Below are 25,996 nucleotides of genomic sequence, written 5' to 3'. Positions count from 1 at the left end.
CGAGATCGGTAGAAGTTACGTGCCGAGATCGGTTGAAGTTACGTGCCGAGATCGGTTGATATGGCGCCGGGCCGGGAACCGGTTCCTCCTGACGGATGAGCCGCCCAAGACGAGCCCTCGATAGCTTCGGTCCATGACCGCGCCGTCACCGCCTGCACAACCCGTCCTCTCGGGAGCCGATGGCAGCCAACAGGCCTCGGCTCCGCATCCCGCCCTGCTCCTGAACGGCCTGGCGAAGGCCTTCGGGCAGAAGATCGCCGTCAACCTGCTGTCGCTGGCAGTCCCCGCGGGCAGCGTCTACGGCATCGTCGGCCCCAACGGCGCCGGAAAGACCACCACCCTGTCCATGGCCACCGGCCTGCTGCTGCCCGACGCCGGTCGCGCCCTGGTCCATGGCGTCGACGTGTGGGCCGAACCCGTCCGCGCCAAGGGCCTGCTCGGCGTGCTGCCCGACGGGCTGCGCACCTTCGACCGCCTCAGCGGCCTGGAACTGGTCACCTACTCCGGGCTGCTGCGCGGCCTTGCCCGCGATGTCGTCGTCCCCCGCGCCACCCAGCTGCTGCACGTACTGGACCTGTGGGACGCCGGCACCACCCTGGTGGCCGACTACTCCGCCGGCATGCGCAAGAAGGTCCACCTGGCCTGCTCCCTGGTCCACTCGCCCAGCGTGCTGGTGCTGGACGAACCCTTCGAGGCGGTCGACCCCATCTCCGCCAAGACCATCCAGAAGATCCTCACCGACTTCGCCGCCGCGGGCGGCACCGTCATCATCTCCAGCCACGTGATGGCCACCGTGCAGCGCCTGTGCACCCACGTGGCCATCATCGACCAGGGACGCGTCGTGGCCGCGGGCACCACCGAGGAGGTGGCCGCGGGCGCCGATCTGGAGGACCGCTTCGCCCAGCTCGTGGGGGCGCAGATGTCGCGGGAGGAGCTGTCATGGTTGCGACCCTCGTCCGCCTGAGATGGCGAATCACTCTCAATCTGCTGCGCAACAACATCTGGGCCGCCATCGGCCTGATCCTGGGCGTGGCGACGGCGGTGGGGGCGCTGGTGCCACTGGTCGGCGGAGCCGTAGCCCTGGGAGGAACCGACGCCGTCACCATCACCACGGTGCTCGGTGCAGTCGGCGCCGTCCTCGGCATCGGGTGGATGGTGGTGCCCTTGCTGTTCACCGGTGCCGATGCGACCCTCGACCCGCGCGCCATGGCCGCCTGGACGGCGCCCTCCCGCGCGCTGACGGTGGGGCTGGCGGTCGCTGGTGCCTGCGGACTGCCCGGTATCATCACCGGCCTGGTGCTGCTCCTCCCCGCCCTGACCTGGGCGGTCGCCGGACAGGCGGGCGCTGCCGTGCTTGCGCTGGTTCTGGCCCCGGCGGCCCTGGCCACCTGCGTGCTGCTGGGGCGCAGCGTGGTTGTGGGCGCGGGACTCTCCTCCTCCCGGCGCGGCCGCGAGCTGCTCGCCGTCCTCGGTTTCTTCGCCGTCATGGCGATCGCCCTGCTGCCCTCCCTGCTAAACATCGTGCTGGACATGGAGCGCCTGGACTTCGGCGGCCTGGTCAGGATTGCCCGACTCCTGGGCCTGATGCCCCTCGGCTGGGCGCTGGCGGCTCCCGGCTACCTGGCCCAGGGGAAGGCGGCGATGGCGGTGCTGTTGGCAGTGGGCGCCCTGGCGGTGCCACTGGCGCTGCTGCCGCTCTGGCACCGGGTGGTGGTGAGGGGCATGACCGGGCCGGCCCGCACACGGGCGCACTCGCGCGCATACAAGGACGCTCGTGAACCCGACGAGGCGGGCGGAACAAGGGGGACACTCGACGTGCTGCCCTGGCAGCGACGACTGGCGCGCGTCAGCTCCGGGCCGACGGCGGCCGTGGCCGCCCGCTGCCTGCGGTACTGGCGCACCGACCCGCGCTACCTGATACAGGTGGCGGTGATCATCATGCTGTCGCTGCTCTTCACCGGGATGATCGCAGCCAACTACGACACCATGACGAGTACCAGCGGTGATGTGACGACTGTTACGTTCACCGGCGTCGACCTCACTCCGGGACGGGCGCCGGGAGTGTTGTTCATACTGGGGCCGATTATCGCGCTCCTATGCGGCTGGATGGTGCACGACGACCTGGCCTTCGACTCCACCGCCCTGTGGATCCACATGGCCGCCGGACTGCCCGGGCGCAGCGACCGCCTGGGGCGTGTGCTGGCGGCTGTCACCTGGCAGCTGCCGCTGCTCACCGCGCTCATCCTGATCGCTGGTTGGTTTACTGGAAACTGGGCGCAGGCGCCCACCTACCTGGGGGCGAGCCTGGGCGTGTACGGCGTAGCTCTGGCCTGGTCGAGCATCACCAGCGTGCTGCTGCCCTACGAAACGAACCCGCCGGGGGAGAGCCCCATGAAGTCGCGCACCTCCGGCACCGCATTCGTCGCTGCGCTCCTGCAAACGTTGGGATTCTTCGTCGTCGCCACGGTCAGTGCGCCGGTGCTGGTGTCACTGGTCGTGGTGGTGGCGAACAAGGCCTGGCCCTGGGGCTGGCTACTGCTCGCCGGGGGCATGCTGTGGGGCGGGGGAGTTGCTTGGGGCGGCGTCGTACTGGGCGGGCGCCAGCTCGACCAGCGCTATGTGCAAGTGCTGGCCACCATTCGCTCCTGGCCCGGTCACGACGCCGCCTGACAGCCGCCGTGGGTACGGCCGGGTGGCGGTGACTTCGGTGAGCCTCGCGCCGGCATGTGCATTGCGCTCCAACCTCAAGGGTCCGCCTTCCCGCAACCCGTTCCCTCACGCCGTAGCATGAACACGCGGCGCGGGCGCGCCGTCCACCGGCCTCGCCGACGAGGCCGCCAGGTCCGCTTCACCCAAGCAACATAAGGAACCAACCATGGAGCTCGTCATCCTCGACACGGCCGAAGAGATCGCCTCCCGCGCCGCCGACGTCATCGAATCCCTGCTGAGCGAGAAGCCGAATGCCGTACTCGGCACCGCCACCGGCTCCAGCCCCCTGCCCCTGTACGACGAACTCGCCCGCCGCTGCGCCGACGGCCGCATCTCCTTCAAGGACGTCACCGGCTTCATGCTCGACGAGTACGTCGGCCTGCCCGAGGGCCACCCGGAGCGCTACGCCACCTTCATGGAGCGCAACCTGCGCTCCCGCGTGGACATGGCCCCCGGGGCCCTCCACGGCCCCGACGCGCTCGCGGACGACCTGGAGCAGGCCTGTGCCGACTACGAGGCGCAGATGGCGGCCGCCGGCTACTGCGACCTGCAGATCCTCGGCATCGGCGCCGACGGGCACATCGGCTTCAACGAGCCGGGCGGGCCGCTGGACTCCGTCACGCACGTGGACGTGCTGACCGAGCAGACTCGCTCCGACAACGCCCGGTTCTTCGACGGCGATATCGACGCCGTCCCCACCCACTGCCTCACCCAGGGGCTGGGCACCATCATGAAGGCCCGCAAGCTGGTACTGATCGCCACCGGCACCAACAAGGCCGAGGCCGTCGCCCACCTGGTGGAGGGCGACATCACCCCAGACTGGCCCGCCACCGTCATGCAGAACCACCCCGACGCCCTCGTGCTCATCGACCGGGAGGCCGCGAGCCTGCTCAAGCAGCAGCACTGAGCGAAGGCCTGCGCCTGGGAGAGTGGCGGCAGCCGACCGTGCCCGTACCAGGCGCAGGCCACGCAGGCGCCTCTTGACGACCCGGCTCGATGCGGACCGCATCGGAGCTGCACCGGACCGGAAGGAGAGAGCTGCCACAGATCCGGGTCGCGGCTGCAGCCGCCGGGCGGCATAGACTGGGGCACATGCGTCAGCTCATCGTTCGGCCGCAGGCCAGCACCGATCCCGCCGGACCCGGTTCCCCCGAGCAGCCGGCCGACGAGCCCGCACAGTCCGTCGGCACCGCCGTCCTCGAACGCGAGGAGCTGGAGTCGACCGACGACGGCGACGCGGACCGCTTCGCCCACTACGTGCGCAAGGACAAGATCGCCGCCGCGGCCGCCACCGGCCGGCCCGTCGTCGCCCTGTGCGGCAAGGTCTGGACGCCCGGCCGCGACCCGTCGAAGTACCCGGTGTGCCCCACCTGCAAGCAGATCTACGAGCAGATGCGCCCCGGCGGCGACAGCGGCCAGGGCGGCTCCGGCCACAAGCGGCCCCGCTTCCCCTTCTCACGAGGCGGTCGGTGAGTCCCGCACGCCGCTCCCAGCCGTCACACAACCCGACCCAGCCCTCCATCTTCGCCGCGGAGAATCTCTCCCCGGCCTACCCGCAGCGCGCCGCCTGGGGCACTACCCGTCCGCTGCGCGCCTGGCAGGCCGCCGCCCTGAAGCAGTACCTGGAGGCCATGCCGCGGGACTTCCTCGCCGTGGCCACCCCCGGCGCCGGCAAGACCACCTTCGCGCTGCGCATCGCCACCGAGCTGCTCACCGCCGGTGACGTGCACAAGGTCACCGTCGTGTGCCCCACCGAGCACCTGAAGTACCAGTGGGCGGAGGCCGCCGCCCGGGTGGGTATTCGCATCGACCCCTCCTACGTCAACTCCCAGGGTGCGCTCGGCGCCCAGTTCGACGGCGTCGCCGTCACCTATGCGCAGGTTGCCGCCAATTCCAACTTGCACCGGGCCCGCACCGACCGCACCCGCACCCTGGTGATCCTCGACGAGATCCACCACGGCGGCGACGCCCGCAGCTGGGGGGACGCCATCCGGGAGGCCTTCACCCCCGCCCGCCGACGCCTGTCCCTGACCGGCACGCCCTTCCGCTCCGACGAGTCCCCGATCCCCTTCGTCACCTATACCGAGGAGGCCGGCGGCATCAAGCGCTCCCGGGCGGACTACTCCTACGGCTACGCCGAGGCCCTGGCCGACGGCGTGGTGCGGCCGGTGATGTTCATGAGCTACTCGGGGCAGATGCACTGGCGCACCAAGGCCGGCGATGAGGTCGCCGCGCGCCTGGGAGAGCCACTGACCAAGGACATGGAGTCCCAGGCCTGGCGCACCGCCCTGGACCCGGGCGGGGAGTGGATCCCCGCCGTGCTGGCCGCCGCCGACCAGCGCCTGACCGAGGTGCGCCGCCAGGTCCCCGACGCCGGCGGCCTGGTGATCGCCTCCGACCAGAACTCCGCCCGCGCCTACGCGAAGCAGCTGCGCGCCATCACCGGGCAGGCACCCACCGTGGCCCTGTCGGACGACACCGGCGCCTCCAGCCGCATCGAGACCTTCGCCGCCTCCACCGACCGCTGGCTGGTGGCCGTGCGCATGGTCTCCGAGGGCGTGGACGTGCCGCGGCTGGCCGTGGGCGTGTACGCCACCTCCGCCTCCACCCCGCTGTTCTTCGCCCAGGCCATCGGCCGCTTCGTGCGCTCGCGCGCCAAGGGGGAGACCGCCAGCGTCTTCCTGCCCTCGGTCACGCCGCTGCTGGCCCTGGCCGGGGAGATGGAGGCCGCCCGTGACCACGTGCTCGGTAGGCGGGGCGCGGAGCAGGACTCCCGGTTCGGCTCCCCGGAGGAGCGGCTGATCGCTCAGGCCAACAAGGCGGAGAACGCCTCGGACGACCTGCTGGGTGGCTTCGAGGCCATGGACTCCACCGCCGAGTTCGACCGGGTCCTGTTCGACGGCGGCGAGTTCGGCACCGGAGCCATGGTGGGCAGCCCCGAGGAGCAGGAGTACCTGGGCCTGCCCGGCCTGCTGGAGCCCGAGCAGGTCACCGCCCTGCTGCGCCAGCGGCAGAACCAGCAGATCAAGCAGCAAAAACGACAGCGGGCGGCTGCGGAGCAGCGCCGCGCCAACTCCGGCGTCGACGACGCCCGCCGACGCGCCGCCGCCCGCAAGGAGCTGTCCAAGCTGGTGGGCGCCTGGGCGCGCCGCTCCGGGCAGCCCCACGGGGTGATTCACACCGAACTACGGCGCGTGTGCGGAGGCCCGGAGGTTTCCCAGGCCACCACCGAGCAGATCGAGGGACGCATTCAGACGCTGCGCCGCTGGTTCGTCGGGCGGCGCTGACCGGCGCCACCGGCTCAGCGCTCCCGGGGCCGACGGGGGTACGGCCTCAGCCGTGCAGTACCTGACGGTTGTCGATGTCCACGTGACGCGTCGGGATGGCCGGGTCACCCTCGCTCAGGCGCCAGCCCTGGTAGGGCAGCTCGGCGCGCGAGACCTGGTGGCGCTCGGCGGCAGCCGCCAGCGCATCCGGGCCGCGGTGCTCCTCCATGATCACGCCGTCGCGCACCAGATCCACCTGCAGCGGCCGGGCCCCGGCCGCCTCCAGCGCGGCCAGCCCGGCGGCCTCGGAGCGTGCGGAGACCACCAGCTCCTCGGTGGCCGAACCGGCCGCATCCAGCACGCGGCCCGCCCACTTGCGCCCGCCGACCGTCGACTTGCCGCCGGTGGAGAACTTGGCGACCTCCTGCATCTGGCCGTCTGCGCCGGCCCGCTCCACCAGCTTGTACACCAGGGCCGCCGTCGGGCGGCCCGAGCCGGTGACCAGCTTGGTGCCCACGCCGTAGGAGTTGACCGGTGCCGCTCCCAGGGCGGCGATCGCGTACTCGTCCAGGTCGCTGGTGACGGTGATCTTCGTCGTCGTCGCCCCCAGCGCGTCCAGCTGGGCGCGCACCTTGAAGGCCTCGGCCACCAGGTCGCCGGAGTCCAGGCGCACCGCGCCCAGCTCGCCGCCGACCGCCCGGGCCGCGGCCACCGCCCGGGCCACGCCGCGCTCGATGTCATAGGTGTCCACCAGGATGGTGGTGCCCGGGCCCAGGCTGGCGACCTGAGAGGCGAAGGCATCCTCCTCGGTGTCGTGCAACAGGGTGAAGGAGTGCGCTGAGGTGCCGACGGTCGGGATGCCGTAGCGCATGCCCGCCTCCAGGTCGCTGGTGCCCACGAAGCCGCCGACGATGGCCGCCCGGGCCGCCGACACGGCGGCGCGCTCGTGCGCCCGCCGGGCGCCGAACTCCACGCAGGGGCGGCCGTGCGCGGCGATGGTCATGCGCGAGGCGGCTGCGGCGACCGCGCAGTCGTAGTTGTAGATGGACAGCGCCAGGGTCTCCAGGATGCAGGCCTCCGCGAAGGAGCTCTCCACCGTCAGCAGCGGGGAGCCGGAGAAGTAGCACTCGCCCTCCGCGTAGCCGCGGATCGTCCCGGAGAACCGGTAGGAGCGCAGGTAGTCGAGGGTGTCGTCGTCGACGATGCCGGCGGAGTGCAGGTAGTCGATCTGGGCGTCGGTGAAGGTGAAGCGCTCAATGGCGTCCAGGAGACGGCCGACCCCGGCCACCACGCCGAAGCGGCGCGAGGCCGGCAGGTTGCGGCCGAACAGTTCGAAGACGCTGGCGCGCTCGGCGACGCCGCCGTGCAGCGCGGCCTGCAGCATGGTCAGCTCATACATGTCGGTGAGCAGAGCGGTGCTGGAAGTGGCCGGGGCGGGCACACCCCGCAGATTGGCTGTCATGACAGCAACTTACAGTAGGACCTGCGCGCAGGAAACGAGCTGATCGCCACAATGCGGTGCGCAATGCCCCCACAGCGGACGCGATTCCGAGAAGAAGAGGGACAGGGGCACGAGCGCCGCGGCGACTGCCCTGCTCGGCCGCCATCTTGTGGGTTGTTGTCGCCCCAGGCGGGGTGGAAGCAGGCGGGGCGGGCAGGGCCACGCTGCCTCGGCCGTCGCCTCGCTCAAGGAGCTCATCATCTACGCTGGACACATGCAGCCCGCAGTGCCCGTCGGCTCCGTCTCCATGCCCGAGGCGGAGACCGTGGCGGATGCCCACGCGGCCTCCCAGCGGCTGTGGTGCACCGTGGTCCATGACGACCCCGTCAACACGATGGACTACGTCACCTGGGTGTTCCACTCCTATTTCGGCTTCCCGATCCCGGTGGCGCGCCGGCGCATGCTGCAGGTGCACACCACCGGCCGCGCCGTAGTCTCCCGGGGCGCCCGCGAGCGCATGGAGGTGGATGTCACCGCCATGCACTCCTATGGTCTGCACGCCACGGTCGAGCCGCTCGCCGACGGCGACGCCGGGCCGGGCGCGGACGGCCCGGTCGGAGGAGACGCCTGATGCGCGCGTTCCGTCCCGACCCGCGGGGCTGGACCAGCGCCCTGGAGGCCTGGGAGCGCGAGTACCTGGCCGGGCTGTTCAAACAGATTGCCGACCTGCTCGCCTTCGATACGCCTGCGGCAGGCAACGACGCGGACGCGCTGACGGGCTTAGCCGCGCACGGCTCCGGTGTCGGCGACTCGGCGCCCCGCCACGCCGGCACGCGGGCGGGCGAGAGCCCCCGCGACGGCGACGTGCTGGCCGCCCTCGACTTCGACCCCGAGCCGGCCGACGACGTCGAGGCGGGGACGCCCCGCGCCGTGCCCGCCTCCCTGGCCCCGCTGCTGGACGTGCTCCTGCCCGACGCCTCCGAGGACCCGGACGTCGCCGTCGAGATCGCCTCCCTGACCCGTGGCAGACTGCGGGCGGACAAGCGTTCCCGCCTGGAGGACGTGGTGTGCGAGCTGCTCGAGCCCACCGGACCCGACGGGACCGTACTCGTGCGCGCCGGGCAGGAGGGACGCTGGCTGGGGGCGCTGAACGACGCCCGCCTGGTGCTCGCCGAGCGCCTGCAGATCGACACCCCCGAGGCGGCCGAACAGGTGCACGCCGCCGCCTGGGGCGAGGCCCCCGCCGAGGAGGGGGAGACGGCCCGCTGGAATCGGGCCATGGCGCTGTCCTACGACATGCTCTCCTGGTGGCAGGAATCACTGGTGGCCGTGCTATTGAATGGGGATGGGGCCGCATAGTCTCGGCGCTGTGAATGATGCGGCCATCGGGATGTTCGACTCCGGCGTCGGCGGCCTCACCGTGGCCCGTGCGGTCATCGACCAGCTGCCCGGCGAGCAGGTGCTCTACATCGGTGACACCGCCAACACGCCATATGGTCCCCGCCCGGTGCAGGAGGTGCGCCGCCTGGCCCTGAGCATCATGGACGAGCTGGTCGACTCCGGGGTGAAGATGCTGGTGATCGCCTGCAACACCGCCTCCGCCGCCGTCCTGCACGACGCCCGCAGCCGCTACACCCGCGACAAGGGGGTGCCCGTCGTCGAGGTCATCCACCCGGCCGCCCGCGCCGCCGCCCGCGTCACCCGCAACGGGCGGGTCGGGCTGATCGCCACCGAGGGGACCGTGGACTCCAACGCCTACGCCGACGCCCTGGCCGCCGTGCCCGGCGTCCACCTGTTCTCCCAGGCCTGCCCGCGGTTCGTGGAGCTGGCCGAGCGCGGTATCACCACCGGCCCGGAGGTGATGGCCACCGCCGAGGAGTACCTCGCCCCCGTCAAGGCGGCGGGTGTGGACACCCTGATCCTGGGCTGCACCCACTACCCGCTGCTGGCCGGCCCCATCTCCTACGTCATGGGGGAGGACGTCACGCTGGTGACCTCCAGCCAGGAGACCGCCAAGGACGTCTACCGCGAGCTCGCCCGCCGGAACCTGCTGCGCGCCCCCGACGCCCCGGCGCCCCGCCACGAGTTCCGCTCCACCGGTGACCCCGCCTCCTTCGCCGTGCTGGCGCGCCGCTTCCTCGGCCCTGAGGTGGGCCGTGTGCGCCGCGCCGAGGTCATCCCCGCAGCCCCGTCCGCAGACCCCGCCCCTGTCCCCAATTCGAGCGAGGATCCCGCATGAAACTCACCATCATCGGATGCACCGGCTCCATGTCCGGCCCCGAGGCCGTGGCCTCCTCCTACCTGGTGCAGGCCGACGACGCCGCCGGGCGCACCTGGTCGGTGGTGCTCGACCTCGGCCCCGGCGCCATGGGGCAGCTGCTGCGCTACCTGGACCCCGCCGACCTGGACGCGATCGCCATCTCCCACTGCCACGCCGACCACATGGTGGACCTGGTGGGTATGCATGTGTTTAGGCGCTGGAACCCGGCCGGCCGACTGGCGCCCGTGCTCACGCTGGGGCCCGGGGAGCTGCTCGCCCGCCTCAACGGCGTCGACGGGACCTCGGCACAGGAGACCTACGCCACCGAGTTCTCGTTCCGCACCGTGGCGGCGGGTGCGAGCATGCAGGTCGGCCCGCTGACCATCACCCCGTTCCCGGCGCTCCACCCGGTGGACGCCTTCGGCTACCGAGTGGAGGGCCCCGGGCGCGACGGCGACCGCGTCAGCCTGGCCTTCACCGGGGACACGGACCTGTGCGAGGGCGTCGAGGCCATGGCCGACGGCGTCGACCTGCTGCTGGCCGAGGCCGCCTTCCTGGAGGGGCGCGACGCCGTGCGCGGCATCCACCTGACCGGGCGCCGCGCCGGGCAACTCGCTGCCGGTATCAGCGGCCGGGGCGGGCGGCGCCCCGCCGGTCGGCTGGTGCTCACCCACATTCAGCCCTGGACCGATCCCGCCGACCCGCTGGCCGAGGCCGCCGCCGTCTACGATGGGCCGTTGGCGTGCGCCGTCCCCGGCGCCTTCTGGGAGATCTGAGCCGTGCAGGACCAGTACTCGCAGGACCGGGCGGAGGCCGGATCGCGTGACGCGGTCGACCGCCAGTACAACGGCGGGCACAAAGACGGAACCGAGCCCGCACCGATCAGTTACACGCCACCGGTGCCCGACGGGCCGGACCGGCCCTGGACGCGCGGGCGCCGCACCCGTTGGTGGCTGGTACTGCTGGCCGACACGATTTCGGTTGCGCTCGTGGCCTGCTTCGCCGCCGCGTCGGCCCATGACCTGGCGCAGGTGCCGGGTCTGCTGGTCTGCGGCGGGATCGCCGTCGTCGTCGCCTGGGCGGTGGCATGGCTGGTGCGCCGTCCCGGCGATCACCTGGAGGTGGGCTGGCCGGACGGCGGCTGCGTGATCACGGCGACCTGGGCGGTGTGGACCGGTCTGTGCGCCTGGGGCGCGGCGGCCGGTGCGATCGCCGGTGCGGGCGGGATGGCGTCGTTCGCGGTCATGCTGGCCGCGTTCCTGGCGGTCTTCATGGGCGGATGGCGCAGCCTGTACGGCTACGTCAAGGCGCATGACTCGCTGGTGCCCAAGGGCGTCCAGCGTCGGCTGGACGCCCAGCAGCGAGATCGGTAGAACTTACGTGCCGAGATCGGTAGAACTTACGTGCCGAGATCGGTAGAAGTGGTGCTGCGTCAGTCCCCGGCGATCTCCCGCAGCGCGGCCATGTGGCTGTCGAATGCCTTCAGACCGCGCGGGGTGAGGGAGACCCAGACGACGTCCATGGCTCGAACCACGCCGTAGTCGCGGTGCCGCCGGATGTAGTCGGCTTCCTCCAGCGCCTTGAGCTGCTTGGACAGGCTGGCGTCCGATAGGCCGACGGCGTCGCGAAGCGCGGAGAACTTCATCTCCGTGCCGGTCCACACCGGCGCGCCGTCGTTGACGGCCCCGACGGACTTGAGGGTGGCACAGATCCGCAGGCGGCCCAGCGGGTGGATGACGGGATCAAGCACGGCTGCCCTCCGGCCAGACGACGGCGGCACAGTACGAGGCGTGCGCGGCGGCGAGCACCGCGAGGACGCCGATAAGCGCCGTCGGAACGGTGAATCCGCGTAGAGTCGGGGCGAGGAACAGTGCCCACAGCAGGAGGCTGTTGCGCTTCCACCACTGCTGGTCGGTGCCGATGAGGTCGTCTCGGGTACGGACCCCGGGGCGGAGGAGCTGGTTCCGCAGCAGTACATGTATGAGCGCGAGTGCGGCGAGACTGCCGAGCAGCACCCAGTAGTGCTCGGTGAGCAGTGCGCCGACCGAGGTCCCGAAGGCGACGGCGAAAATGGCGACGGCCCAAGTTGCCGGGTGCCATCGCGCGGCCGTTTGCTCGACGGCGTCGACGTCGCGCAGATGAGTGCGTGCCTCGTCAGGGGACATGGCTCGGGGAGAGGATGCAGACATGACCGGCGCCTCACTTTCCTGCGTGGAAAGTATCTTGCTTTCCCCCGCGGAAAGCAAGAGTTGCGGAGCGAGTCGATGCGTGCCGGATCTTTCCAGCCCGCCGCTTGTGCCGATCTGGGCACGTAACTTCTACCGACTTCGGCACGCAACTTCTACCGATCTCGGCGAGGAGGGCGGGGGAGAGCGGGGAGGGGAGAGCTAGGAGAGCAAGTCGCGCAGGGTGGGGGCCAGGGCGCGCATGGCCTGGCCGCGGTGGGAGATGGCGTTCTTCTCCGCCGCGCTCAGCTGCGCCGTCGTCCGCCCGGACCCGCCTGGGGCGTCCTCCTGGGCGGGCACGAAGATCGGGTCGTAGCCGAAGCCGCCCGCACCGACCGGCTCGCGCAGCAGCCGCCCGACCATGGAGCGCTCCACCGTTGTGACCGTCGCCGGCTCGCCATCCCGACCGGGCACCACCAGCACCGCCGCGCAGGTGAAGCGCGCTGTGCGGTGGGGGTCGGCGACGTCGGCCAGCTGATCCAGCAGCAGGTGCAGGTTGGCGAGGTCGTCGCCGTGGCGGCCGGACCAGCGGGCCGAGAAGATTCCCGGTGCCCCGCCCAGCACATCAACGCACAACCCCGAGTCGTCCGCCACCGCGGGCAGGCCGGTGGCCTCCGCCAGGGCGCGTGCCTTGAGCTCGGCGTTGGCGGCGAAGCTCAGCCCGTCCTCCACCGGCTCGGGGGCCCCGAGTCCGGCCGAGGAAATGATCTGCTCGGCCTCCAGCCCGTCCACAAGCGGAGCCAGGATCGCGCGCAGCTCGGCCAGCTTGCCGGGGTTGTGGCTGGCCAGCACCAGCCGGGCCCCTGCCGGCACGCCTGCCGACGACGGCGTCGCAGCGTCTTGCGGCTCGGGCGCAGATGCCGACATCAGCCCTCCTCAATCGCGATCGCGGCTGCACTCGTATTGATACCGGCCGCTCCGGTGGGGGAGCTCGCTGCCAGGACTGCGCTTGAGACGGTGAAGGGTGCGTCGTCGGGACCGGCCAGCACGCGGGCCTGGAGCGCCGCCAGCTCGGCGTTGCCCTTGGCGGCCAGGTCGAGCAGAGCGCCCAGCTCGGTGCGGTTGAAGGGGGCGTGTTCGGCAGTCCCCTGCACCTCGATGAACTCTCCGGCGCCGGTCTGCACCACGTTCATGTCGGTCTGGGCGCGCACATCCTCCTCGTAGGGCAGGTCCAGGCAGGGAGCGCCGTCGATGATGCCCACCGACACCGCGGAGACGGAGTCGGCGATGACCTGCTTGTCGGCACGGGGCTTGACAAGGCCGCGGCGCGTGCCCCAGGCGACGGCGTCGGCCAGGGCCACATAGGCGCCGGTGACGGCGGCCGTGCGGGTTCCGCCGTCGGCCTGCAGCACGTCGCAGTCCAGGGTGATCGTGTTCTCTCCCAGGGCGGCCACGTCGACCACTCCGCGCAGGGAGCGGCCGATCAGCCGCGAGATCTCGTGTGTGCGGCCACCAATCTTGCCGCGCACGGACTCCCGCCCGGAGCGCTCGGAGCCGGCGCGCGGCAGCATCGCGTACTCCGCCGTCACCCAGCCCTCGCCACCGCCCTTGCGCCAGCGCGGTACGCCCTCGACGAAGGAGGCGACGCACAGGACGCGGGTGCGGCCGAACTCCACGAGGACCGAGCCCTCGCCGTTGACCTGCCAGTTGCGGGTGATGGAGACGGGGCGCAGCTGGTTGGGGGAACGCCCGTCCTTGCGGGTCTTGGTGTCAGTCACGCCGCCCAGGGTACCTGGGGGAGTGCCGGGGGTCGGAACCAGCGACGGCGGACCGGACCGGCGTCGTGACTTGGCCGGGCGCCACGGCGCGAGGGCGCCGGGTGCGCCACCGCCGGTAGTGCGCGAGAAGGGACTCGAACCCTCACGCCCGAAGGCACCAGAACCTAAATCTGGGGCGTCTACCAGTTCCGCCACTCGCGCTCGCGGTCACGCGCCGGGACCGGTGCACCCATCTGGGTGCTCAGCCGGCCGCACTCGGTCGTTGACCGGGGGACAGCCTAGCAGCGGTCGGTGCGTGGGGACCTCGTGGCTCGTCCGAGCGCGGTGGCGGCCCCTAGTGACGTGTGGCCGACGTACAGCCGCGGCCCGGGGATGGCGTTGGCGCGCGCACCGGCCTAGTATTTTGGTATGGCGCTAAACAATTCCTTCCGCACCACCGACCGCCTGCCTGTTGTTCCCGCTCCCGTGCTCGACGCCCTGGCCGAGGCCGGCAGCCCCTTCACCCTGGCCGACGCCGTCCCCGAGCCCCAGGACGCGCCCGCCCTGCGCTGGGGCATCCTCGGCGCGGGCGGCATCGCGAACGTCTTCGCCACCGACGTGCCCGCCCGCTCCTCGGGTCGGATCGTCGCCGTGGCCAGCCGTGACCACGCCCGGGCGCAGGCCTTCGCCGACGCCCACCCGGACGCCGGCAAGGGACAGCCCGTGCGCGCCCACGGCTCCTACGAGGCGCTCGTGAACGACCCGGATGTCGACGCGGTGTACATCGCCACACCCCACAACTTCCACTGCGAGCAGGCGCTTCTCGCCCTGGAGGCCGGTAAGCCCGTGCTCGTGGAGAAGTCCTTCGCCCGCAATGCCGCGGAGGCGCGTCGGGTCTTCGCCGCCGCCCGGGCGGCGAATCTGTTCGTCATGGAGGCCATGTGGACGCGCTTCCTGCCCGGCCAGGTGCTGCTGCGGGCACTGGCCAGCAGCGGCGCACTTGGGGAGCTCCGCTACGTGCGCGCCGAGCACTTCCAGTCCCTGCTCCACGTGGAGCGCCTGAACCGCCTCGATCTGGCCGGTGGCGCACTGCTCGACCTGGGGGTGTACTCGGTCAGCTTCGTGCACTCGCTGCTGGGTGCGCCGACGTCGGTGACCGCCGTCGGGCGGTTGTCCGAGGCGGGCGTGGACGTGGATGAGGTGATCGCCATGGCCTACCCGGGCGCCTGCGCGACGGCCGCCTCCGGCATGGCCGCCGCCTCGAACACGGCGGCCGAGGTGGTGGGCACCCGCGGCCGGGTGATCCTGCCCACCCAGTTCTACCGCCCCAGTGCGCTGCAGATCGTCCTGGGCGGCGGACATGACGCCCAGCGCTACGAGTGGGACGCCACCTTCGACGGCGGGTTCCAGTTCCAGGCCGCCGAGGTCGCCCGCTGCATTGCCGCTGGCAGGACCGAGTCGGAGACCATGCCGTGGGGCGAGACCCTCGCGGTCCTGGAGACCATGGACGAGGCGCGCCGTCGGCTCGGCGTCGCCTATCCCGGGGAGTAACTGCCCGGTTCCGTCCGGGTAGGGGTGATGCCCCGGGAGCGCAGGGCGGCGCCGGCAACCGATCCGGGTACGTAACTTCTGCCGATCTCGGCCGGGTGGCGGGGCCGGAGGAAGTACTGCGCCCCGGCCCTCAGTCGTCGATGCCGAGCTCGCGGCGCAGACGGTCCACGTGACCGGTGGCGCGCACGTTGTAGCGCGCCAGGACGACGTTGCCGTCGGGGTCGACCACCACCGTGGAGCGGATTACCCCGGTGACGGTGCGGCCGTAGTTCTTCTTCTCGCCCCACGCGCCCCAGGCCTCCAGCACGGCGTGGTCGGGGTCCGACAGCAGCGGGAAGGGCAGGGCCTGCTTGGTGGCGAAGCGCGTCAGCGCCTGCGGGGTGTCCGGGGAAAGGCCGACGACGGCGTATCCCGCGCGCCGCCATCCCGCCAGCGAGTCGCGGAAGTCACAAGCCTCCTTGGTGCAGCCGGGTGTGGCCGCGCGCGGGTAGAAGTAGACGACCACGCCGCGCTCGGCGCCTGTGCGCAGCTCGGCCAGGGACACCGGGGTGCCGGACTGGTCGGGCAGGATGAAGTCGGGGGCGGCGTCGCCGACGGCGAGCTGGGGCACGGTGTCCTCCTGGGGGCTGCGGAACGTAACTGCTGAGTCGGCAACCAACCTAGTCGGTCGCGCGGATGGGCGTGCCTCCGGTGTTGCTGCGGAAAGTGCTTGCGCGTTCAAGTCGCGGGCGTGCGCAATGCGGGCGGGACGGCGTGGGAGTTACGAGGGCCGCCCACCGCGGTGCGCGGGGACGGCCCAGGAGTAAGCCGCCGGCGTCCGAGGCAATGAGCCGAGTCGAACGCCGCCGGTCATTTCGACCGGTCCCGGTACGTGACGAGCGCCGGCTTGGGCGCGTCATGATGCCGGTCCGGGTGTGTTATTCGTGCCGGTCTCGCGCAGTGGGGCGTGGAGGCGTCAGGCGGCGGGCGCCAGCGCGTCCTGCGCCGCCCGCAGGCGCTCGAGCGCGCGCTCCAGGCGCGAGGGCGAGGCGGTGGCGTCCAGAGACGCCAACTCGGTGCGGGCGGCGTCCAGCTCTCGCTCGGCGGCGTCGCGTCCGCTGTTGGAGGTGATCAGGTGCATCATGTCTTCCTTCCCTTCATGGCCCAGGTGGGCCCCTCTGTGCCGGGCGGAGTGCAGGTGGCTCCTGCGGCCCGGTGTGGTGGGTCTGTCCCGGCTCACCGAGGCTGCGCGTCCATGCGGCGCCCCACGGTCTTGCCGTGGTGGACAGGGGAGCGCGCTATCCGGCGCCCGATCGCTTCGAGGATTTCGAGGCGGCAGGTCCTGTCTACCTACGCATGGGCAACACCTGCCGACACGGGTGGTATTCCCGCAGTCGGTACGGGTTGGAGGGAACCGCGCGGACCGTAAGCGGTGGCGGGAACAATGCTCACCGGATCCGATGCGGCGTCGCAGCTGTGTGCTGCCCTGCGTGGTACCCCCTCAGGGACTCGAACCCTGGACACCCTGATTAAGAGTCAGGTGCTCTAACCAACTGAGCTAAGGAGGCCTGGTCGTTCAGGCGCTCGCGCCTGGCGACGGGTAAGACTCTACGCGCCCGATTGCCCGACGTCCAACTCGGAATGCCTGAAAACGCCATTGTGTGCGAGAAGTCTCAGTCTTGGTGGTACCTGCCTGCGGCGCCGGTGGGGGAGAGCTCGGCGGCGAAGCGGTCGGTGGCGGTGATCAGCGCGGAGAGCGTCTCAGGCTCGGCGAAGGAGTGTCCGGCTGCCGCCGAGATGTGCAGCTGCGCCTGCGGCCAGGTCCGGTGCAGGGCCCAGGCGGTGCCCATCGGGCAGACGACGTCGTAGCGGCCCTGGACGATGACACCCGGGATGTCGTGCTCGGCGAGCACGCGCGCGTCGGTGATCAGCTGCCCATCGTCCATCCAGCCGCGGTGGCGGAAGAAGTGGTTCTCGATCCGCGCGAAGGAAATGGCGAATGCCGGGTCCTGTACCTCGTCGATGTACGCCTGGTCGCGCAGCAGTGTGGAGGTGGCCGCCTCCCAGGTGGTCCAGGCGCGAGCGGCGGGGCCGTGCACCGCCGGGTCCGGGTTGCTCAGCAGCTCGTGGTAGCGGCCGATGAAGCCGCCCGGGCCGACGCCGTCGCCGGCTCCCGCCACGTAGCGCTCCCACTCGTCGGGCCAGATCATGTCCGCGCCGGCGCCCTCGTAGAACCAGTCCAGCTCGCGCTTGCGCAGTGTGAAGATGCCCCGAAGCACCAGGGCGGACACGCGGCGCGGGTGCCGCTCGGCATAGGCCAGTGCCAGCGTGGAGCCCCAGGAGCCGCCGAAGACCAACCAGGCCTCGACGCCCAAGTGCTCGCGCAGCCGCTCCATGTCCGCCACCAGGTGCCAGGTGGTGTTGGTGGTCAAGTCCGCGTCCGGCTCCCACGCATGCGGTAGCGAGCGGCCGCAGCCGCGCTGGTCGAACAGGATGATGCGGTAGCGCGCGGGGTCGAAGCAGCGCCGGTGCTCGGGAGAGCAGCCGCCGCCGGGGCCGCCGTGCACGAATACGGCGGGAATCCCATCCGGGTTGCCGCAGGCCTCCCAGTAGATGCGCTGCCCATCGCCGACCTCGAGCAGGCCCGACTCGTAAGGCTCGAGCGGCGGGTAGAAGGCGCGGGAGTGATTCGCTGTGGTGACGGCTGGTGCGGCGGTCTCATGCATGGGCTCATCCTGCCCGATCCGTGTCGTGGCCAGGCCGCGCGGGCTCGCTGGGGACGGTAGCGTATGGCTCGTGAACGCCCCGATCGTGACCCTTGCGACCTCAGCCGACTACGCGGACCTCGACGACGATGACCGCGGGCTGCCCGACGCGCTGCGCGAGCGCGGTATCGAGCCGCGAGTCGCGGTGTGGAATGACCCGGACGTGAACTGGGAGGACGCCGGCGTGGTGGTGCTGCGCTCCGTGCGCGACTATGCCAAGAACCGCAACTATGCGGACTTCCTCGCCTGGGCCCACTCGATCAAGCGGCTGATCAACCACGCCGACGTCGTCGACTGGAACTCCGACAAGCACTACCTCAAGCGCATGGCGGAGCTCGGTGTCCCCATGATTCCCACCACCTGGCTGGAGCCCGCCGCCGGCTACTCCAAGCACCAGGTCCACACGCGTTTCCCCGCCCACGGCGACTTCGTGGTCAAGCCCGCCATCTCCTCCGGCGGGCGCGGCACCGGCCGCTACACCGCCACCGACGCCAAGTCCCGTGCCGACGCCATCAACGACACCATGCACCACCTCGGCCGCGGCCGCAGCGTCATGGTGCAGCGCTACCTGGAGGAGGTGGACCGCAAGGGCGAGCTGTCGCTGGTGTACTTCAACGGCGTGCTGTCCCACGCGGTGGAGAAGGCCCCCATGCTGCACCCCTCCTTCCGCTCCGTGGACGAGGTGCACGAGGAGATCGTCACCGCTCGCGAGCCCAGCGAGCAGGAGTGGCTGTGGGGCGAGAAGGTCCGCAAGGCCATCCACACCATCATCAAGGAGCGCTCGGGCCGGGACATGCAGCTGCTGTTCAACCGGGTCGACGTCGTCGGCGACGGGCAGGGCGGCTTCTACCTGATGGAGGTCTCCCTCATCGACGCCGGCCTCTACCTCGGCTCCGCCCCCGCCGCCCTGAACAACTTCGCCGACGCCATCGCCCAGCGCGTCTTCTGGTGAAAGCGCGCCGGCGCTCCGGCCGTGGCGCTCCGCGGGCGGATATTCGCGGCCGGTCTCGGGAATAGGCGGTGATCGGGGCAGCTGCCGGAGTACTTCCCCAACGCCCATCGGGGATGAATCAGGGGAACCTCCTGCGCGAGGATGAGGCAGCGGTTGCCCGGACCGGGGTAGATATGGGGCCATGCGCACACTGCTCAACGTCATCTGGGTGGTCCTTGGCGGCTTCTGGCTGTGGCTGGAGTACATGTTCTTCGGCATCATCGCCTGCCTGCTGATCGTGACGATCCCCGCCGGCATCGCCTCCTTCCGCATTGCCTCCTACGCGCTGTGGCCATTCGGCCGGGAGGTGGTGGAGACGCCGAACGCCGGGATCATGAGCGGTCTGGCCAACATCATCTGGTTCCTCGTGGCCGGTCTCTGGCTCGCCATCGGCCACATCACCACGGCGGCCGCCCAGGCGATCACCATAGTCGGCATTCCGCTGGCCGTCGCCAACCTGAAGATGATCCCGGTGACCTGCTTCCCCTTCGGCAAGCAAGTCGTCCCCGGCCGCGGCATCATCTGACCCGCCGTTTCTCCGGCCTGACGGCCCGCGTGTAATGACGGTTCGTGGGTTTCGACGACGATTCGTCACCTGCCACCGACGCTTCGGCACTTCCTGCGCGGGGTAGACGCGCGAACCGTCGTCGCAGGGGACTAACCGCCGGGCTCCTGGCCGGCCTCGCCCCTGGCTGAGGTCCTCCGGCCGCGCTGCCCGGGCACACGAGTCCGCCTCTCAGACACGAGTAGTCGTCAAAGACACGCGTTTTGGACTTCTACACGGGCTTTACACGTGTAGAAGTCCAAAACGCGTGATCCTGGCGCAAACCCGTGTTCGTGGAGACAACCCGTGTTCGTGGTGCGGGGACATATCAGCGGCCGCCAACGAAATGACGGGAGGCCATCCACCTCAGGTATTGGCCTCGAGGGCTCACCGACCGAACTCGGCACGTAGCTTCTGCCGACCTCGGCCTGCAGGACGCGGGCGAGATCCTGACGCTGCAGCGGGCCGCCTACATCACCGAAGCCGCAGCCCATCAGGACTTCAGCCTCCCGCCCCTCACGCAGACCCTGGCGGAGCTTCAGGAGGAGCTCTCCGACCCCGCCATCACGGCGCTCGGCATCCGTGAGCATGGTCGTCTCATCGGGGCCGTGCGCCTGCGCCGCCGTGCGGAGGTGATTGAACTCGGACGGCTGATCGTCGCCCCCGACCGCCAGGGGCAGGGGCTGGGCACGCAACTTCTGCACCATGCCGAGGCGGTCTTCCCGCATGCGCGGGAGATCCGGCTGTTCACCGGTGAGCACAGCGCCGCCAACATCCGGCTCTACAAGCGACTCGGTTACCGCGAGAACGGCAGCACGCTCGCGGGCACCTACCGCCTCCTCCACTTTGTCAAGCCGCTGGCCTGACGGAGTCTGAAGACAGTCCTACGCCGGGGGCGGACGCGCTCAGGCCTGCGGCCCGACCTTGAGCAGGTGGACGACGGCGGCGTCGGCCTTGTCGCATTCGGCCAGGTCCACCAGGGCCGTCAGCCGCCAGTCGTGGTCACCGGCGGAGTCCTCCAGGATCTGGGTGGCCAGCCACACCCGCCGCCCGGAGGCGGCCAACGCCTCGCGCAGCCGCTCCGACACCCCGGCGCTCGCCAGGGCGACGTCGTCCGGATCCTCGTCCAGCGGTGCCAGCGCCACGGCCCGGGCGGGCGTATCCGTACTGATCCAGTCGTACTCGTCCCAGTAGCGGCCCAGCGCCTCGTCCCAGCGGTCCTCGCCCCAGCCGGAGGCGGCGTCCAGTCGGCCCAGGCCCTCGACGTCGTCGCGCGCCATCAGCTCCACGCGGCGGAACATCTCCCGGCGCACCGCCACCCGGAAGGCGTGCCGGTTGCGGGTGAAGGGCAGCCTGCCGTCGGCGTCGGCCCCGAAGGCGCGCTCGGCGCCGGCCGCGCCGTCGGACACCTCCCGCTCCAACAGCGCCGCACCCTCCTGGGCGTGTCCGGCCTGGGCCGCCCCCAGAGCCTCCCACTCGTCCAGCAGGGAGGAGTCCACGGCGCGCACCAGGGAGCCCAGCCAGTCCGTCAGCTCCTCCACCTCCGGCGTGCGGTGCTCCTCGGGCACCACCTGGCGCAGCGCCCGGTAGGCGTCGGTCAGGTACCGCAGTACCACGCCCTCGCTGCGGCCCAGGTCGTAGCGGGAGATCAGGTCGGAGAAGGTCATGGCGCTCTCCACCATGTCACGCACCACCGACTTCGGACTCAACTCGTACTCGGCGACCCACGGATTGGACTGCTTGTACATCTCCAGCGCCGGGGACAGCAGCTCCGCCAGCGGCTGCGGCCAGGTGATGTCCTCCAGGGCCGCCATGCGCTCCTCATAGTCCATCCCCTCGGCCTTCATGGCGGCCACCGCCTCGCCGCGGGCCTGCCGCTGCTGGGCGTACAGCAGCGGGCGCGGATCATCCAGGGTCGACTCCACCACCGAGACCACGTCGAGCGTGTGCTCGGGGTCCTCAAGGTTGAGCAGGTCCATGGCCGCCAGGGCGAAGGGGGCCAGTGGCTGGTTCAGGGCGAATTCGTCGGGCAGGTCCACGGCCAGGCGCAGCCGGGGGCGGCCATCGGCGGCGGCCTGCGCGGAGGAGACATGCTCCAGCACGCCGGCGGTGCGCAGCGACAGGTAGATCTCAACCGCCCGGCGCACATGCCTGCGCCGCGCCGTCTCCGGCTCGTGCACCCGCTCCAGCAGCTGCGCCATGGCCTGCACCGGGTCGCCGGCGCGCTCCATCAGGTTCAGCACCATGGTGGTGGTGACCTGGAACTGGCTGGTGAGAGTCTCCGGGGCGGCGTCGCGCAGCCGCTCGAAGGTCTTGTCCGTCCAGTTGACCCGCCCCTCGGGCGCCTGCTTGCGCACGATGCGGCGGCGCTTGCGCGGGTCGTCGCCGGCCTTGGCCAGGGCGCGGGCGTTCTCGATCACGTGCTCGGGCGCCTGCACGATCACGTAGCCGCGCGTGTCGAAGCCGGCGCGGCCCGCGCGCCCGGCCACCTGGTGGAACTCCCGGGCGGTCAGGTGCCGCTCCTTGGCGCCGTCGAACTTGACCAGGCTGGTAAGCACCACCGAGCGGATGGGCACGTTGATGCCCACTCCCAGGGTGTCCGTGCCGCAGATGACCGACAGCAGCCCGGTACGGGCCAGGCGCTCCACCAGTCGCCGGTAGCGGGGCAGCATGCCGGCGTGGTGCACGCCGATGCCGGCGCGCAGCAGCCGCGACAGCGTGCGCCCGAAACCGGGCCCGAAGCGGAAGTCGCCGATGGCCGCCGCCAGCTCCTCCTTGCGCCGCTTGGCGCCCAGGTCCACGCTCAGCAGTGCGGTCGCCCGCTCCACCGCCTCCTTCTGGGAGAAGTGCACCACGTAGGCGGGCGCCTTGTCTTGCTCCACCAGCCTTTGCAGCAGGTCGCCGATCGGCTCGATCGCGTACTCCCACTCCAGCGGCACCGGCCGCACGGCGTCGTCGACGACGGCGACCTCCCGGCCCGTGCGCTCACGCAGGTCCCGCACGAAGAAGGACACGTCCCCCAGCGTCGCGGACAGCAGCACCATTTGGGCCTGGGGCAGCTCCAGCAGCGGCACCTGCCAGGCCCAGCCGCGCTGCGGGTCGGCGTAGTAGTGGAACTCGTCCATCACCACCGTGTCCACGTCCAGCGCCTCGCCCTCACGCAGCGACTGGTTGGCCAGGATCTCCGCGGTGCAGCAGATGATGGGGGCGGCGGCGTTGATCGCGGTGTCGCCGGTGACCATGCCGACGTTGTCGGCGCCGAACAGGCCCACCAGCTCGAAGAACTTCTCGCTGACCAGCGCCTTGAGCGGTGCGGTGTAGTAGGAGCGGCCCCCGCGGGCCAGGGAGGCGGTGTGCGCGGCCAGGGCGATCATGGACTTGCCCGAGCCGGTCGGGGTGGCGGCGATGACGTGCCGACCGGACAGGATCTCGCTCAGGGCCTCGTCCTGGTGGGGGTACAGCGGCCGCCCGGTGGACTCCGCCCACTCGGCGAAGGCCAGGTAGACCTCCTCCGGCTCCGGGACGCGCTCGGGGTCATCGGCGGGGATGAGGGAGTCGAGCATGACGTTGAGCGCGGGCGCGGAGGTGGCGGGCATGCGGCCATCGTCTCATGTCCCCCCTGGTCTGGTTCGGGCTCCCGAGGGGATGCGGGGTGACGGCTTGGGCGGGGCATACGGGTCTGGCAGGCTTGAGACCTCATCGCCCTCAAGACAGGACCGAACATGGATCCTCGTAGCCGAGTAGAAGCATTTCTGGCCGACTATGCCGCCGCGCACGCGCGGGTCAAGCCGCTGTTCTATCCGCCGGATGACGAGGACGCCGACCGGCGCGCAGCCTCCCGCAGAACCCGTAAACGGGGCAAGGACGGGTCCGACCATGATTCGGCCCCCGATCCCTTCGCCGTCTGGAGTCAGGCGCTGCACGCCGTCGATGTGGCCCACAGGACCGAACGGTCCTGGACTAAGCGCCGATACGGCTTCTCCTCATACAGCGACTACAGCCCGCAGACCTGCAAGGTGGAGCAGGTCGAGGAATACGGGAACTGGGCGCGGGCGCGGATGACGCGTACCGGTGTCCCGGGCGGGTCCATAATCGAAATAACTCTGCTCAACCAGGCCGGGGATTGGCTCATAGACAGGATCGACGAGTACCACGAGAATCCCGGCCGGCCCCTGGTTCCCGAGGAAGGCCACCACAAGTGGCTCCGGGCGCCTAACGGCATGGCGCCCTGCGAAGAACTGGCACTCCACCCCGAGACAGAGAACCCCAATCCCGGCGCACTGTTCCACGACGGCTGGTCCCGCGTGCCCGTGGACACGTTCCAGCTGGCGCAGCGGGTGGATGAGACCGAGGGGCCTCAGTGGCAGCGGACGCTCGCCGAGGCCCAGCGCCGGGCCCCGGTCCTAAGGGTCAGGGTGCAGACCGTCGGCTCCTTCCCGCATGCCGGAGTGCTCGCCGTGGGCGACGCCGGCTCGGGGACGGACTTGATGTACTCGTGCGCGCTGCGCGTGCGGCCGGGGATCGCCACAGCCCAGGCGCTGCTGGCGACCATCGACACCAAACAGGGGCCCTACGAGCGGGTCGCCGCGGTGCGGGCGGTACTTGACGACGGCGAGCCCGTGCGCTGGTGTGCTGCTGTGCTCTTCCCCGGAGTCGGGACCGCAGTGGGCGTGGACTCCGGCACCGCCGCGATCGTCGACGCCACCGCATACATGAGCCTGACGCGGCGGCAGTGGTGGAACGCCTGGAATCCGTTCCCGGAGCGCCGCTGGGAGGATATGGGGATGTTCGACTGCGGCACCGGACCCATTGGCGTCATGACCAGCTCCGGCTGGGGCGACGGCACCTACGCCGTGTACTGGGGGCTGGATCGCGACGGCCGCCCGCTGCAACTCATGATCGACTACGGGGTCGTCCAGGAGGCGGTGGCGTCGCCGTTAGGAGAGGCACGGCCCTGAGCCGGTATCCGGACGCCCGCGGTGGTGTATGGATATGCGGACGGGTGAGAGGCCGCTCCCGGGATTGTGCGATGATGCGGCGCGTTCCCGTCTGCCCACGTGGAAGGCCCACTCGTTCATGGAAGCTCTCGCCGACAGCCTGCTGACGATCGCCGACTGGATCACCGCGCACATCACCATGTGGGTGCTGGTGGGCACCGGGCTGTTCCTGACCATCCGCACCCGCGGCGTCCAGGTGCGCCACCTGCCCGCCATGTTCCGCGCCGTGGCCTCCTCCCGCGCCGGCGCCCGCGGCGGCATCTCCTCCTTCCAGGCCTTCGCCATTTCGCTCGCCGCCCGCGTCGGCGTCGGCAACATCTTCGGGGTGGCCGCCGCGCTGCTCATGGGCGGACCGGGCGCCGTGTTCTGGATGTGGGTGGTGGCCCTGGTGGGCATGGCCACCGCCTTCTTCGAGGCCACCCTCGCCCAGATCTTCAAGGTCCGCGCCGCCGACGGCTCCTTCCGCGGCGGCCCCGCCTACTACATGCGCGCCGGCGTGGGCAGTCCGGTGCTGGCCGGCGTCTACGCCGTCATCACCCTGGTCACCTGCGGCTTCATCATCACCTCGGTGCAGTCCAACGCGGTGGCCGGCACCCTCCTGGGCGCCATCGGCGACGACGGCTCCGCCATCGAGGGCTTCGGCGGCTTCTCCGCCGCCCAGCTGGTCATCGCCGCCCTCGTCTTCGTGTTCACCGCCATGGTCATCTTCGGCGGCATCCGGACCGTGGCCCGGGTGACCGAGTGGATGGCCCCGATCATGGCGGGCATCTACATCATCATGGTGTTCATCATCTGCCTGATGCACCTGGGCCGGTTCGTGGAGGTGCTGGGCCTGATCGTCTCATCCGCCTTCGCCCCGCAGCCGCTGGTGGGAGGCCTGGGCGGCGGCATCCTCGCCGCCGTCGTCAATGGCACCAAGCGCGGCCTGTTCTCCAACGAGGCCGGCCAGGGCACCGCCCCGAACGCGGCCGCCACCGCCACCGTCGCCCACCCGGTGCAGCAGGGCCTGATCCAGTCCCTGGGCGTGTTCATCGACACCATCGTGGTGTGCACCGCCACCGCCTTCGTCATCCTCATCGCCGGGCCCGAGGTGTGGGGAGCCGACGGCGCCAACCCCTCCACCCTGACCATCATGGCCGTCTCCCACGAGCTCGGTGGCTGGACCATCCTGCCCATCGCCGTGCTCATCTTCGTGCTCGCCTACTCCTCCATCATCGCCGCCTACGTCTACTCCGACACCAACATGTCCTTCCTGACCGGCGGCAAGACCTGGGCCACCTGGACGGTGCGCGTGGTCTCGGTGGTCTCCGCCACCGCCGGCGCCGTGCTGTCGCTCGACGTCGTGTGGAACGCCGTCGACATCGCCATGGCCGTCATGACCGTCACCAACCTGGTCGCCCTGATCCTGCTGTCCAAGTGGGGGGTGGGTGCCCTGCGCGACTGGGAGACCCAGCGCCGCGCCGGGGTGGCCCACCCCGTCTTCCGCGGCAGGGACAACCCCCACCTCCCCGCCGACGTCCCCGGCGACGTCTGGAACTGACCCGACTGACCCCGCCCCTCGAATCCCCACC

25 protein-coding genes and 2 tRNA genes are annotated in these 25,996 nt (G+C 70.9%); 16 read left to right on the top strand and 11 right to left on the bottom strand.

Annotated elements, in window-relative coordinates:
- Nucleotides 1-133: 133 nt before the first annotated feature.
- From BLR49_RS01225 to BLR49_RS01205, 5 genes are all read left to right on the top strand, one after another.
- The gene (locus tag BLR49_RS01225; RefSeq protein ID WP_092532170.1) at nucleotides 134-964 is read left to right on the top strand and encodes an ABC transporter ATP-binding protein; all 831 of its coding nucleotides are present in this window, start codon (nucleotides 134-136) and stop codon (nucleotides 962-964) included.
- Entirely contained in the window at nucleotides 940-2,670 is a 1,731-nt protein-coding gene (locus tag BLR49_RS01220) for a transporter (protein ID WP_092532167.1), read from the top strand. The genes BLR49_RS01225 and BLR49_RS01220 overlap by 25 nt, the downstream gene beginning before the upstream one ends.
- A 205-nt stretch (nucleotides 2,671-2,875) precedes the next feature.
- The gene (gene nagB / locus BLR49_RS01215; RefSeq protein WP_092532164.1) at nucleotides 2,876-3,616 is read left to right on the top strand and encodes a glucosamine-6-phosphate deaminase; all 741 of its coding nucleotides are present in this window, start codon (nucleotides 2,876-2,878) and stop codon (nucleotides 3,614-3,616) included.
- Between the two features lie 185 nt (nucleotides 3,617-3,801).
- Nucleotides 3,802-4,182 (top strand): DUF3039 domain-containing protein, encoded by a 381-nt coding sequence (locus BLR49_RS01210; protein ID WP_092532160.1) that lies wholly within the window; start codon nucleotides 3,802-3,804, stop codon nucleotides 4,180-4,182.
- On the top strand, nucleotides 4,179-5,996 hold the full coding sequence (locus tag BLR49_RS01205; protein WP_092532157.1) for a DEAD/DEAH box helicase: 1,818 nt from the start codon (nucleotides 4,179-4,181) through the stop codon (nucleotides 5,994-5,996). Before BLR49_RS01210 ends, BLR49_RS01205 begins: the two co-directional genes overlap by 4 nt.
- Nucleotides 5,997-6,042: 46 nt before the next feature.
- Here the strand turns inward: BLR49_RS01205 and BLR49_RS01200 are convergent, their stop codons facing one another.
- Entirely contained in the window at nucleotides 6,043-7,437 is a 1,395-nt protein-coding gene (locus tag BLR49_RS01200) for a nicotinate phosphoribosyltransferase (RefSeq protein ID WP_176765723.1), read from the bottom strand.
- Nucleotides 7,438-7,723: 286 nt separating this feature from the next.
- On the opposite strand from BLR49_RS01200, the gene clpS reads away from it, so the two are divergent.
- Genes clpS through BLR49_RS01175 form a run of 5 tightly spaced genes read left to right on the top strand, consistent with a single transcriptional unit; the run spans nucleotide 7,724 to nucleotide 11,049 of the window.
- The gene (clpS, locus tag BLR49_RS01195) at nucleotides 7,724-8,047 is read left to right on the top strand and encodes an ATP-dependent Clp protease adapter ClpS (protein ID WP_092533323.1); all 324 of its coding nucleotides are present in this window, start codon (nucleotides 7,724-7,726) and stop codon (nucleotides 8,045-8,047) included.
- Nucleotides 8,047-8,775: a DUF2017 family protein gene (locus tag BLR49_RS01190; protein WP_092532154.1), complete on the top strand. Its 729-nt coding sequence runs from the start codon at nucleotides 8,047-8,049 to the stop codon at nucleotides 8,773-8,775. Before clpS ends, BLR49_RS01190 begins: the two co-directional genes overlap by 1 nt.
- 31 nt (nucleotides 8,776-8,806) lie before the next feature.
- Nucleotides 8,807-9,655 carry a glutamate racemase gene (murI, locus tag BLR49_RS01185; RefSeq protein ID WP_218121292.1) on the top strand — a complete coding sequence of 283 codons (849 nt, stop codon included), beginning with the start codon at nucleotides 8,807-8,809 and terminating at the stop codon, nucleotides 9,653-9,655.
- Nucleotides 9,652-10,452 carry an MBL fold metallo-hydrolase gene (locus tag BLR49_RS01180; protein ID WP_092532148.1) on the top strand — a complete coding sequence of 267 codons (801 nt, stop codon included), beginning with the start codon at nucleotides 9,652-9,654 and terminating at the stop codon, nucleotides 10,450-10,452. Before murI ends, BLR49_RS01180 begins: the two co-directional genes overlap by 4 nt.
- A 3-nt stretch (nucleotides 10,453-10,455) precedes the next feature.
- Nucleotides 10,456-11,049 carry a DUF3054 domain-containing protein gene (locus tag BLR49_RS01175; RefSeq protein WP_342706615.1) on the top strand — a complete coding sequence of 198 codons (594 nt, stop codon included), beginning with the start codon at nucleotides 10,456-10,458 and terminating at the stop codon, nucleotides 11,047-11,049.
- Between the two features lie 59 nt (nucleotides 11,050-11,108).
- Here BLR49_RS01175 and BLR49_RS13395 read toward each other — a convergent pair whose 3' ends face one another.
- The 5 genes from BLR49_RS13395 to BLR49_RS01155 all read right to left on the bottom strand — a co-directional run bounded on the left by BLR49_RS13395 (nucleotide 11,109) and on the right by BLR49_RS01155 (nucleotide 13,820).
- The gene (locus tag BLR49_RS13395) at nucleotides 11,109-11,426 is read right to left on the bottom strand and encodes a transcriptional regulator (protein WP_218121277.1); all 318 of its coding nucleotides are present in this window, start codon (nucleotides 11,424-11,426) and stop codon (nucleotides 11,109-11,111) included.
- The gene (locus BLR49_RS13390; RefSeq protein WP_218121276.1) at nucleotides 11,419-11,865 is read right to left on the bottom strand and encodes a hypothetical protein; all 447 of its coding nucleotides are present in this window, start codon (nucleotides 11,863-11,865) and stop codon (nucleotides 11,419-11,421) included. Before BLR49_RS13390 ends, BLR49_RS13395 begins: the two co-directional genes overlap by 8 nt.
- Nucleotides 11,866-12,063: 198 nt before the next feature.
- Entirely contained in the window at nucleotides 12,064-12,768 is a 705-nt protein-coding gene (gene rdgB / locus BLR49_RS01165) for an RdgB/HAM1 family non-canonical purine NTP pyrophosphatase (RefSeq protein WP_092532142.1), read from the bottom strand.
- A complete protein-coding gene (gene rph / locus BLR49_RS01160; protein WP_092532139.1) occupies nucleotides 12,768-13,619 on the bottom strand; it encodes a ribonuclease PH in 852 nt (283 codons plus the stop codon). The genes rdgB and rph overlap by 1 nt, the downstream gene beginning before the upstream one ends.
- Before the next feature lie 119 nt (nucleotides 13,620-13,738).
- Nucleotides 13,739-13,820, bottom strand: a tRNA-Leu gene (locus tag BLR49_RS01155).
- 207 nt (nucleotides 13,821-14,027) lie between these two features.
- On the opposite strand from BLR49_RS01155, the gene BLR49_RS01150 reads away from it, so the two are divergent.
- Nucleotides 14,028-15,149 carry a Gfo/Idh/MocA family protein gene (locus BLR49_RS01150; RefSeq protein WP_092532136.1) on the top strand — a complete coding sequence of 374 codons (1,122 nt, stop codon included), beginning with the start codon at nucleotides 14,028-14,030 and terminating at the stop codon, nucleotides 15,147-15,149.
- A 130-nt stretch (nucleotides 15,150-15,279) separates the two neighbouring features.
- Here BLR49_RS01150 and BLR49_RS01145 read toward each other — a convergent pair whose 3' ends face one another.
- The 4 genes from BLR49_RS01145 to pip form a co-directional block, all read right to left on the bottom strand.
- Complete coding sequence (locus BLR49_RS01145; RefSeq protein WP_092532133.1) at nucleotides 15,280-15,759, bottom strand: peroxiredoxin; 480 nt, start codon at nucleotides 15,757-15,759, stop codon at nucleotides 15,280-15,282.
- Between the two features lie 345 nt (nucleotides 15,760-16,104).
- Nucleotides 16,105-16,272, bottom strand: a complete 168-nt coding sequence (locus BLR49_RS13195) for a hypothetical protein (RefSeq protein WP_176760795.1) — start codon at nucleotides 16,270-16,272, stop codon at nucleotides 16,105-16,107.
- Nucleotides 16,273-16,619: 347 nt separating this feature from the next.
- Nucleotides 16,620-16,696, bottom strand: a tRNA-Lys gene (locus BLR49_RS01140).
- Nucleotides 16,697-16,801: 105 nt separating this feature from the next.
- Nucleotides 16,802-17,854, bottom strand: a complete 1,053-nt coding sequence (pip, locus tag BLR49_RS01135) for a prolyl aminopeptidase (protein WP_092532130.1) — start codon at nucleotides 17,852-17,854, stop codon at nucleotides 16,802-16,804.
- Between the two features lie 70 nt (nucleotides 17,855-17,924).
- Between pip and BLR49_RS01130 the strand changes: the two genes are divergently transcribed.
- The 3 genes from BLR49_RS01130 to BLR49_RS13495 all read left to right on the top strand — a co-directional run bounded on the left by BLR49_RS01130 (nucleotide 17,925) and on the right by BLR49_RS13495 (nucleotide 20,294).
- Nucleotides 17,925-18,845 carry an ATP-grasp domain-containing protein gene (locus tag BLR49_RS01130; RefSeq protein ID WP_092532127.1) on the top strand — a complete coding sequence of 307 codons (921 nt, stop codon included), beginning with the start codon at nucleotides 17,925-17,927 and terminating at the stop codon, nucleotides 18,843-18,845.
- A 181-nt stretch (nucleotides 18,846-19,026) separates the two neighbouring features.
- Nucleotides 19,027-19,410, top strand: coding sequence for a YccF domain-containing protein (locus BLR49_RS01125; RefSeq protein ID WP_092532124.1), 384 nt, complete (start codon nucleotides 19,027-19,029; stop codon nucleotides 19,408-19,410).
- A gap of 377 nt (nucleotides 19,411-19,787) precedes the next feature.
- A complete protein-coding gene (locus BLR49_RS13495; RefSeq protein WP_092532121.1) occupies nucleotides 19,788-20,294 on the top strand; it encodes a GNAT family N-acetyltransferase in 507 nt (168 codons plus the stop codon).
- Between the two features lie 39 nt (nucleotides 20,295-20,333).
- On the opposite strand, the gene BLR49_RS01115 is transcribed toward BLR49_RS13495, so the two are convergent.
- Entirely contained in the window at nucleotides 20,334-23,024 is a 2,691-nt protein-coding gene (locus BLR49_RS01115) for a DEAD/DEAH box helicase (protein ID WP_176765722.1), read from the bottom strand.
- Nucleotides 23,025-23,150: 126 nt separating this feature from the next.
- Between BLR49_RS01115 and BLR49_RS13190 the strand changes: the two genes are divergently transcribed.
- Both BLR49_RS13190 and BLR49_RS01105 read left to right on the top strand, forming a co-directional pair.
- The gene (locus BLR49_RS13190) at nucleotides 23,151-24,386 is read left to right on the top strand and encodes a DUF4241 domain-containing protein (RefSeq protein ID WP_176765721.1); all 1,236 of its coding nucleotides are present in this window, start codon (nucleotides 23,151-23,153) and stop codon (nucleotides 24,384-24,386) included.
- Nucleotides 24,387-24,504: 118 nt separating this feature from the next.
- A complete protein-coding gene (locus BLR49_RS01105) occupies nucleotides 24,505-25,965 on the top strand; it encodes an alanine/glycine:cation symporter family protein (RefSeq protein WP_092532119.1) in 1,461 nt (486 codons plus the stop codon).
- Nucleotides 25,966-25,996 lie beyond the last annotated feature (31 nt).

Origin of the sequence: Actinomyces ruminicola (genome assembly GCF_900103885.1) — a bacterium.
GTDB classification, from domain to species: Bacteria; Actinomycetota; Actinomycetes; order Actinomycetales; family Actinomycetaceae; genus Actinomyces; species Actinomyces ruminicola.
Note: the sequence above shows the minus strand (reverse complement) of the source record. Positions and strands in the feature narration are given on the sequence as shown.

Excerpts from the sequence above, each read along its gene's own strand:
- BLR49_RS01225 (WP_092532170.1), top strand. The coding sequence starts at position 134 with ATGACCGCGCCGTCACCGCCTGCACAACCCGTCCTCTCGGGAGCCGAT.
- BLR49_RS01220 (WP_092532167.1), top strand. The coding sequence starts at position 940 with ATGGTTGCGACCCTCGTCCGCCTGAGATGGCGAATCACTCTCAATCTG.
- nagB (WP_092532164.1), top strand. The coding sequence starts at position 2,876 with ATGGAGCTCGTCATCCTCGACACGGCCGAAGAGATCGCCTCCCGCGCC.
- BLR49_RS01210 (WP_092532160.1), top strand. The coding sequence starts at position 3,802 with ATGCGTCAGCTCATCGTTCGGCCGCAGGCCAGCACCGATCCCGCCGGA.
- BLR49_RS01200 (WP_176765723.1), bottom strand. The coding sequence starts at position 7,437 with ATGACAGCCAATCTGCGGGGTGTGCCCGCCCCGGCCACTTCCAGCACC.
- clpS (WP_092533323.1), top strand. The coding sequence starts at position 7,724 with ATGCCCGAGGCGGAGACCGTGGCGGATGCCCACGCGGCCTCCCAGCGG.
- BLR49_RS01190 (WP_092532154.1), top strand. The coding sequence starts at position 8,047 with ATGCGCGCGTTCCGTCCCGACCCGCGGGGCTGGACCAGCGCCCTGGAG.
- murI (WP_218121292.1), top strand. The coding sequence starts at position 8,807 with ATGTTCGACTCCGGCGTCGGCGGCCTCACCGTGGCCCGTGCGGTCATC.
- BLR49_RS01180 (WP_092532148.1), top strand. The coding sequence starts at position 9,652 with ATGAAACTCACCATCATCGGATGCACCGGCTCCATGTCCGGCCCCGAG.
- BLR49_RS13390 (WP_218121276.1), bottom strand. The coding sequence starts at position 11,865 with ATGTCTGCATCCTCTCCCCGAGCCATGTCCCCTGACGAGGCACGCACT.
- rdgB (WP_092532142.1), bottom strand. The coding sequence starts at position 12,768 with ATGTCGGCATCTGCGCCCGAGCCGCAAGACGCTGCGACGCCGTCGTCG.
- BLR49_RS01150 (WP_092532136.1), top strand. The coding sequence starts at position 14,028 with ATGGCGCTAAACAATTCCTTCCGCACCACCGACCGCCTGCCTGTTGTT.
- BLR49_RS13195 (WP_176760795.1), bottom strand. The coding sequence starts at position 16,272 with ATGATGCACCTGATCACCTCCAACAGCGGACGCGACGCCGCCGAGCGA.
- pip (WP_092532130.1), bottom strand. The coding sequence starts at position 17,854 with ATGCATGAGACCGCCGCACCAGCCGTCACCACAGCGAATCACTCCCGC.
- BLR49_RS01125 (WP_092532124.1), top strand. The coding sequence starts at position 19,027 with ATGCGCACACTGCTCAACGTCATCTGGGTGGTCCTTGGCGGCTTCTGG.
- BLR49_RS01115 (WP_176765722.1), bottom strand. The coding sequence starts at position 23,024 with ATGCCCGCCACCTCCGCGCCCGCGCTCAACGTCATGCTCGACTCCCTC.
- BLR49_RS13190 (WP_176765721.1), top strand. The coding sequence starts at position 23,151 with ATGGATCCTCGTAGCCGAGTAGAAGCATTTCTGGCCGACTATGCCGCC.
- BLR49_RS01105 (WP_092532119.1), top strand. The coding sequence starts at position 24,505 with ATGGAAGCTCTCGCCGACAGCCTGCTGACGATCGCCGACTGGATCACC.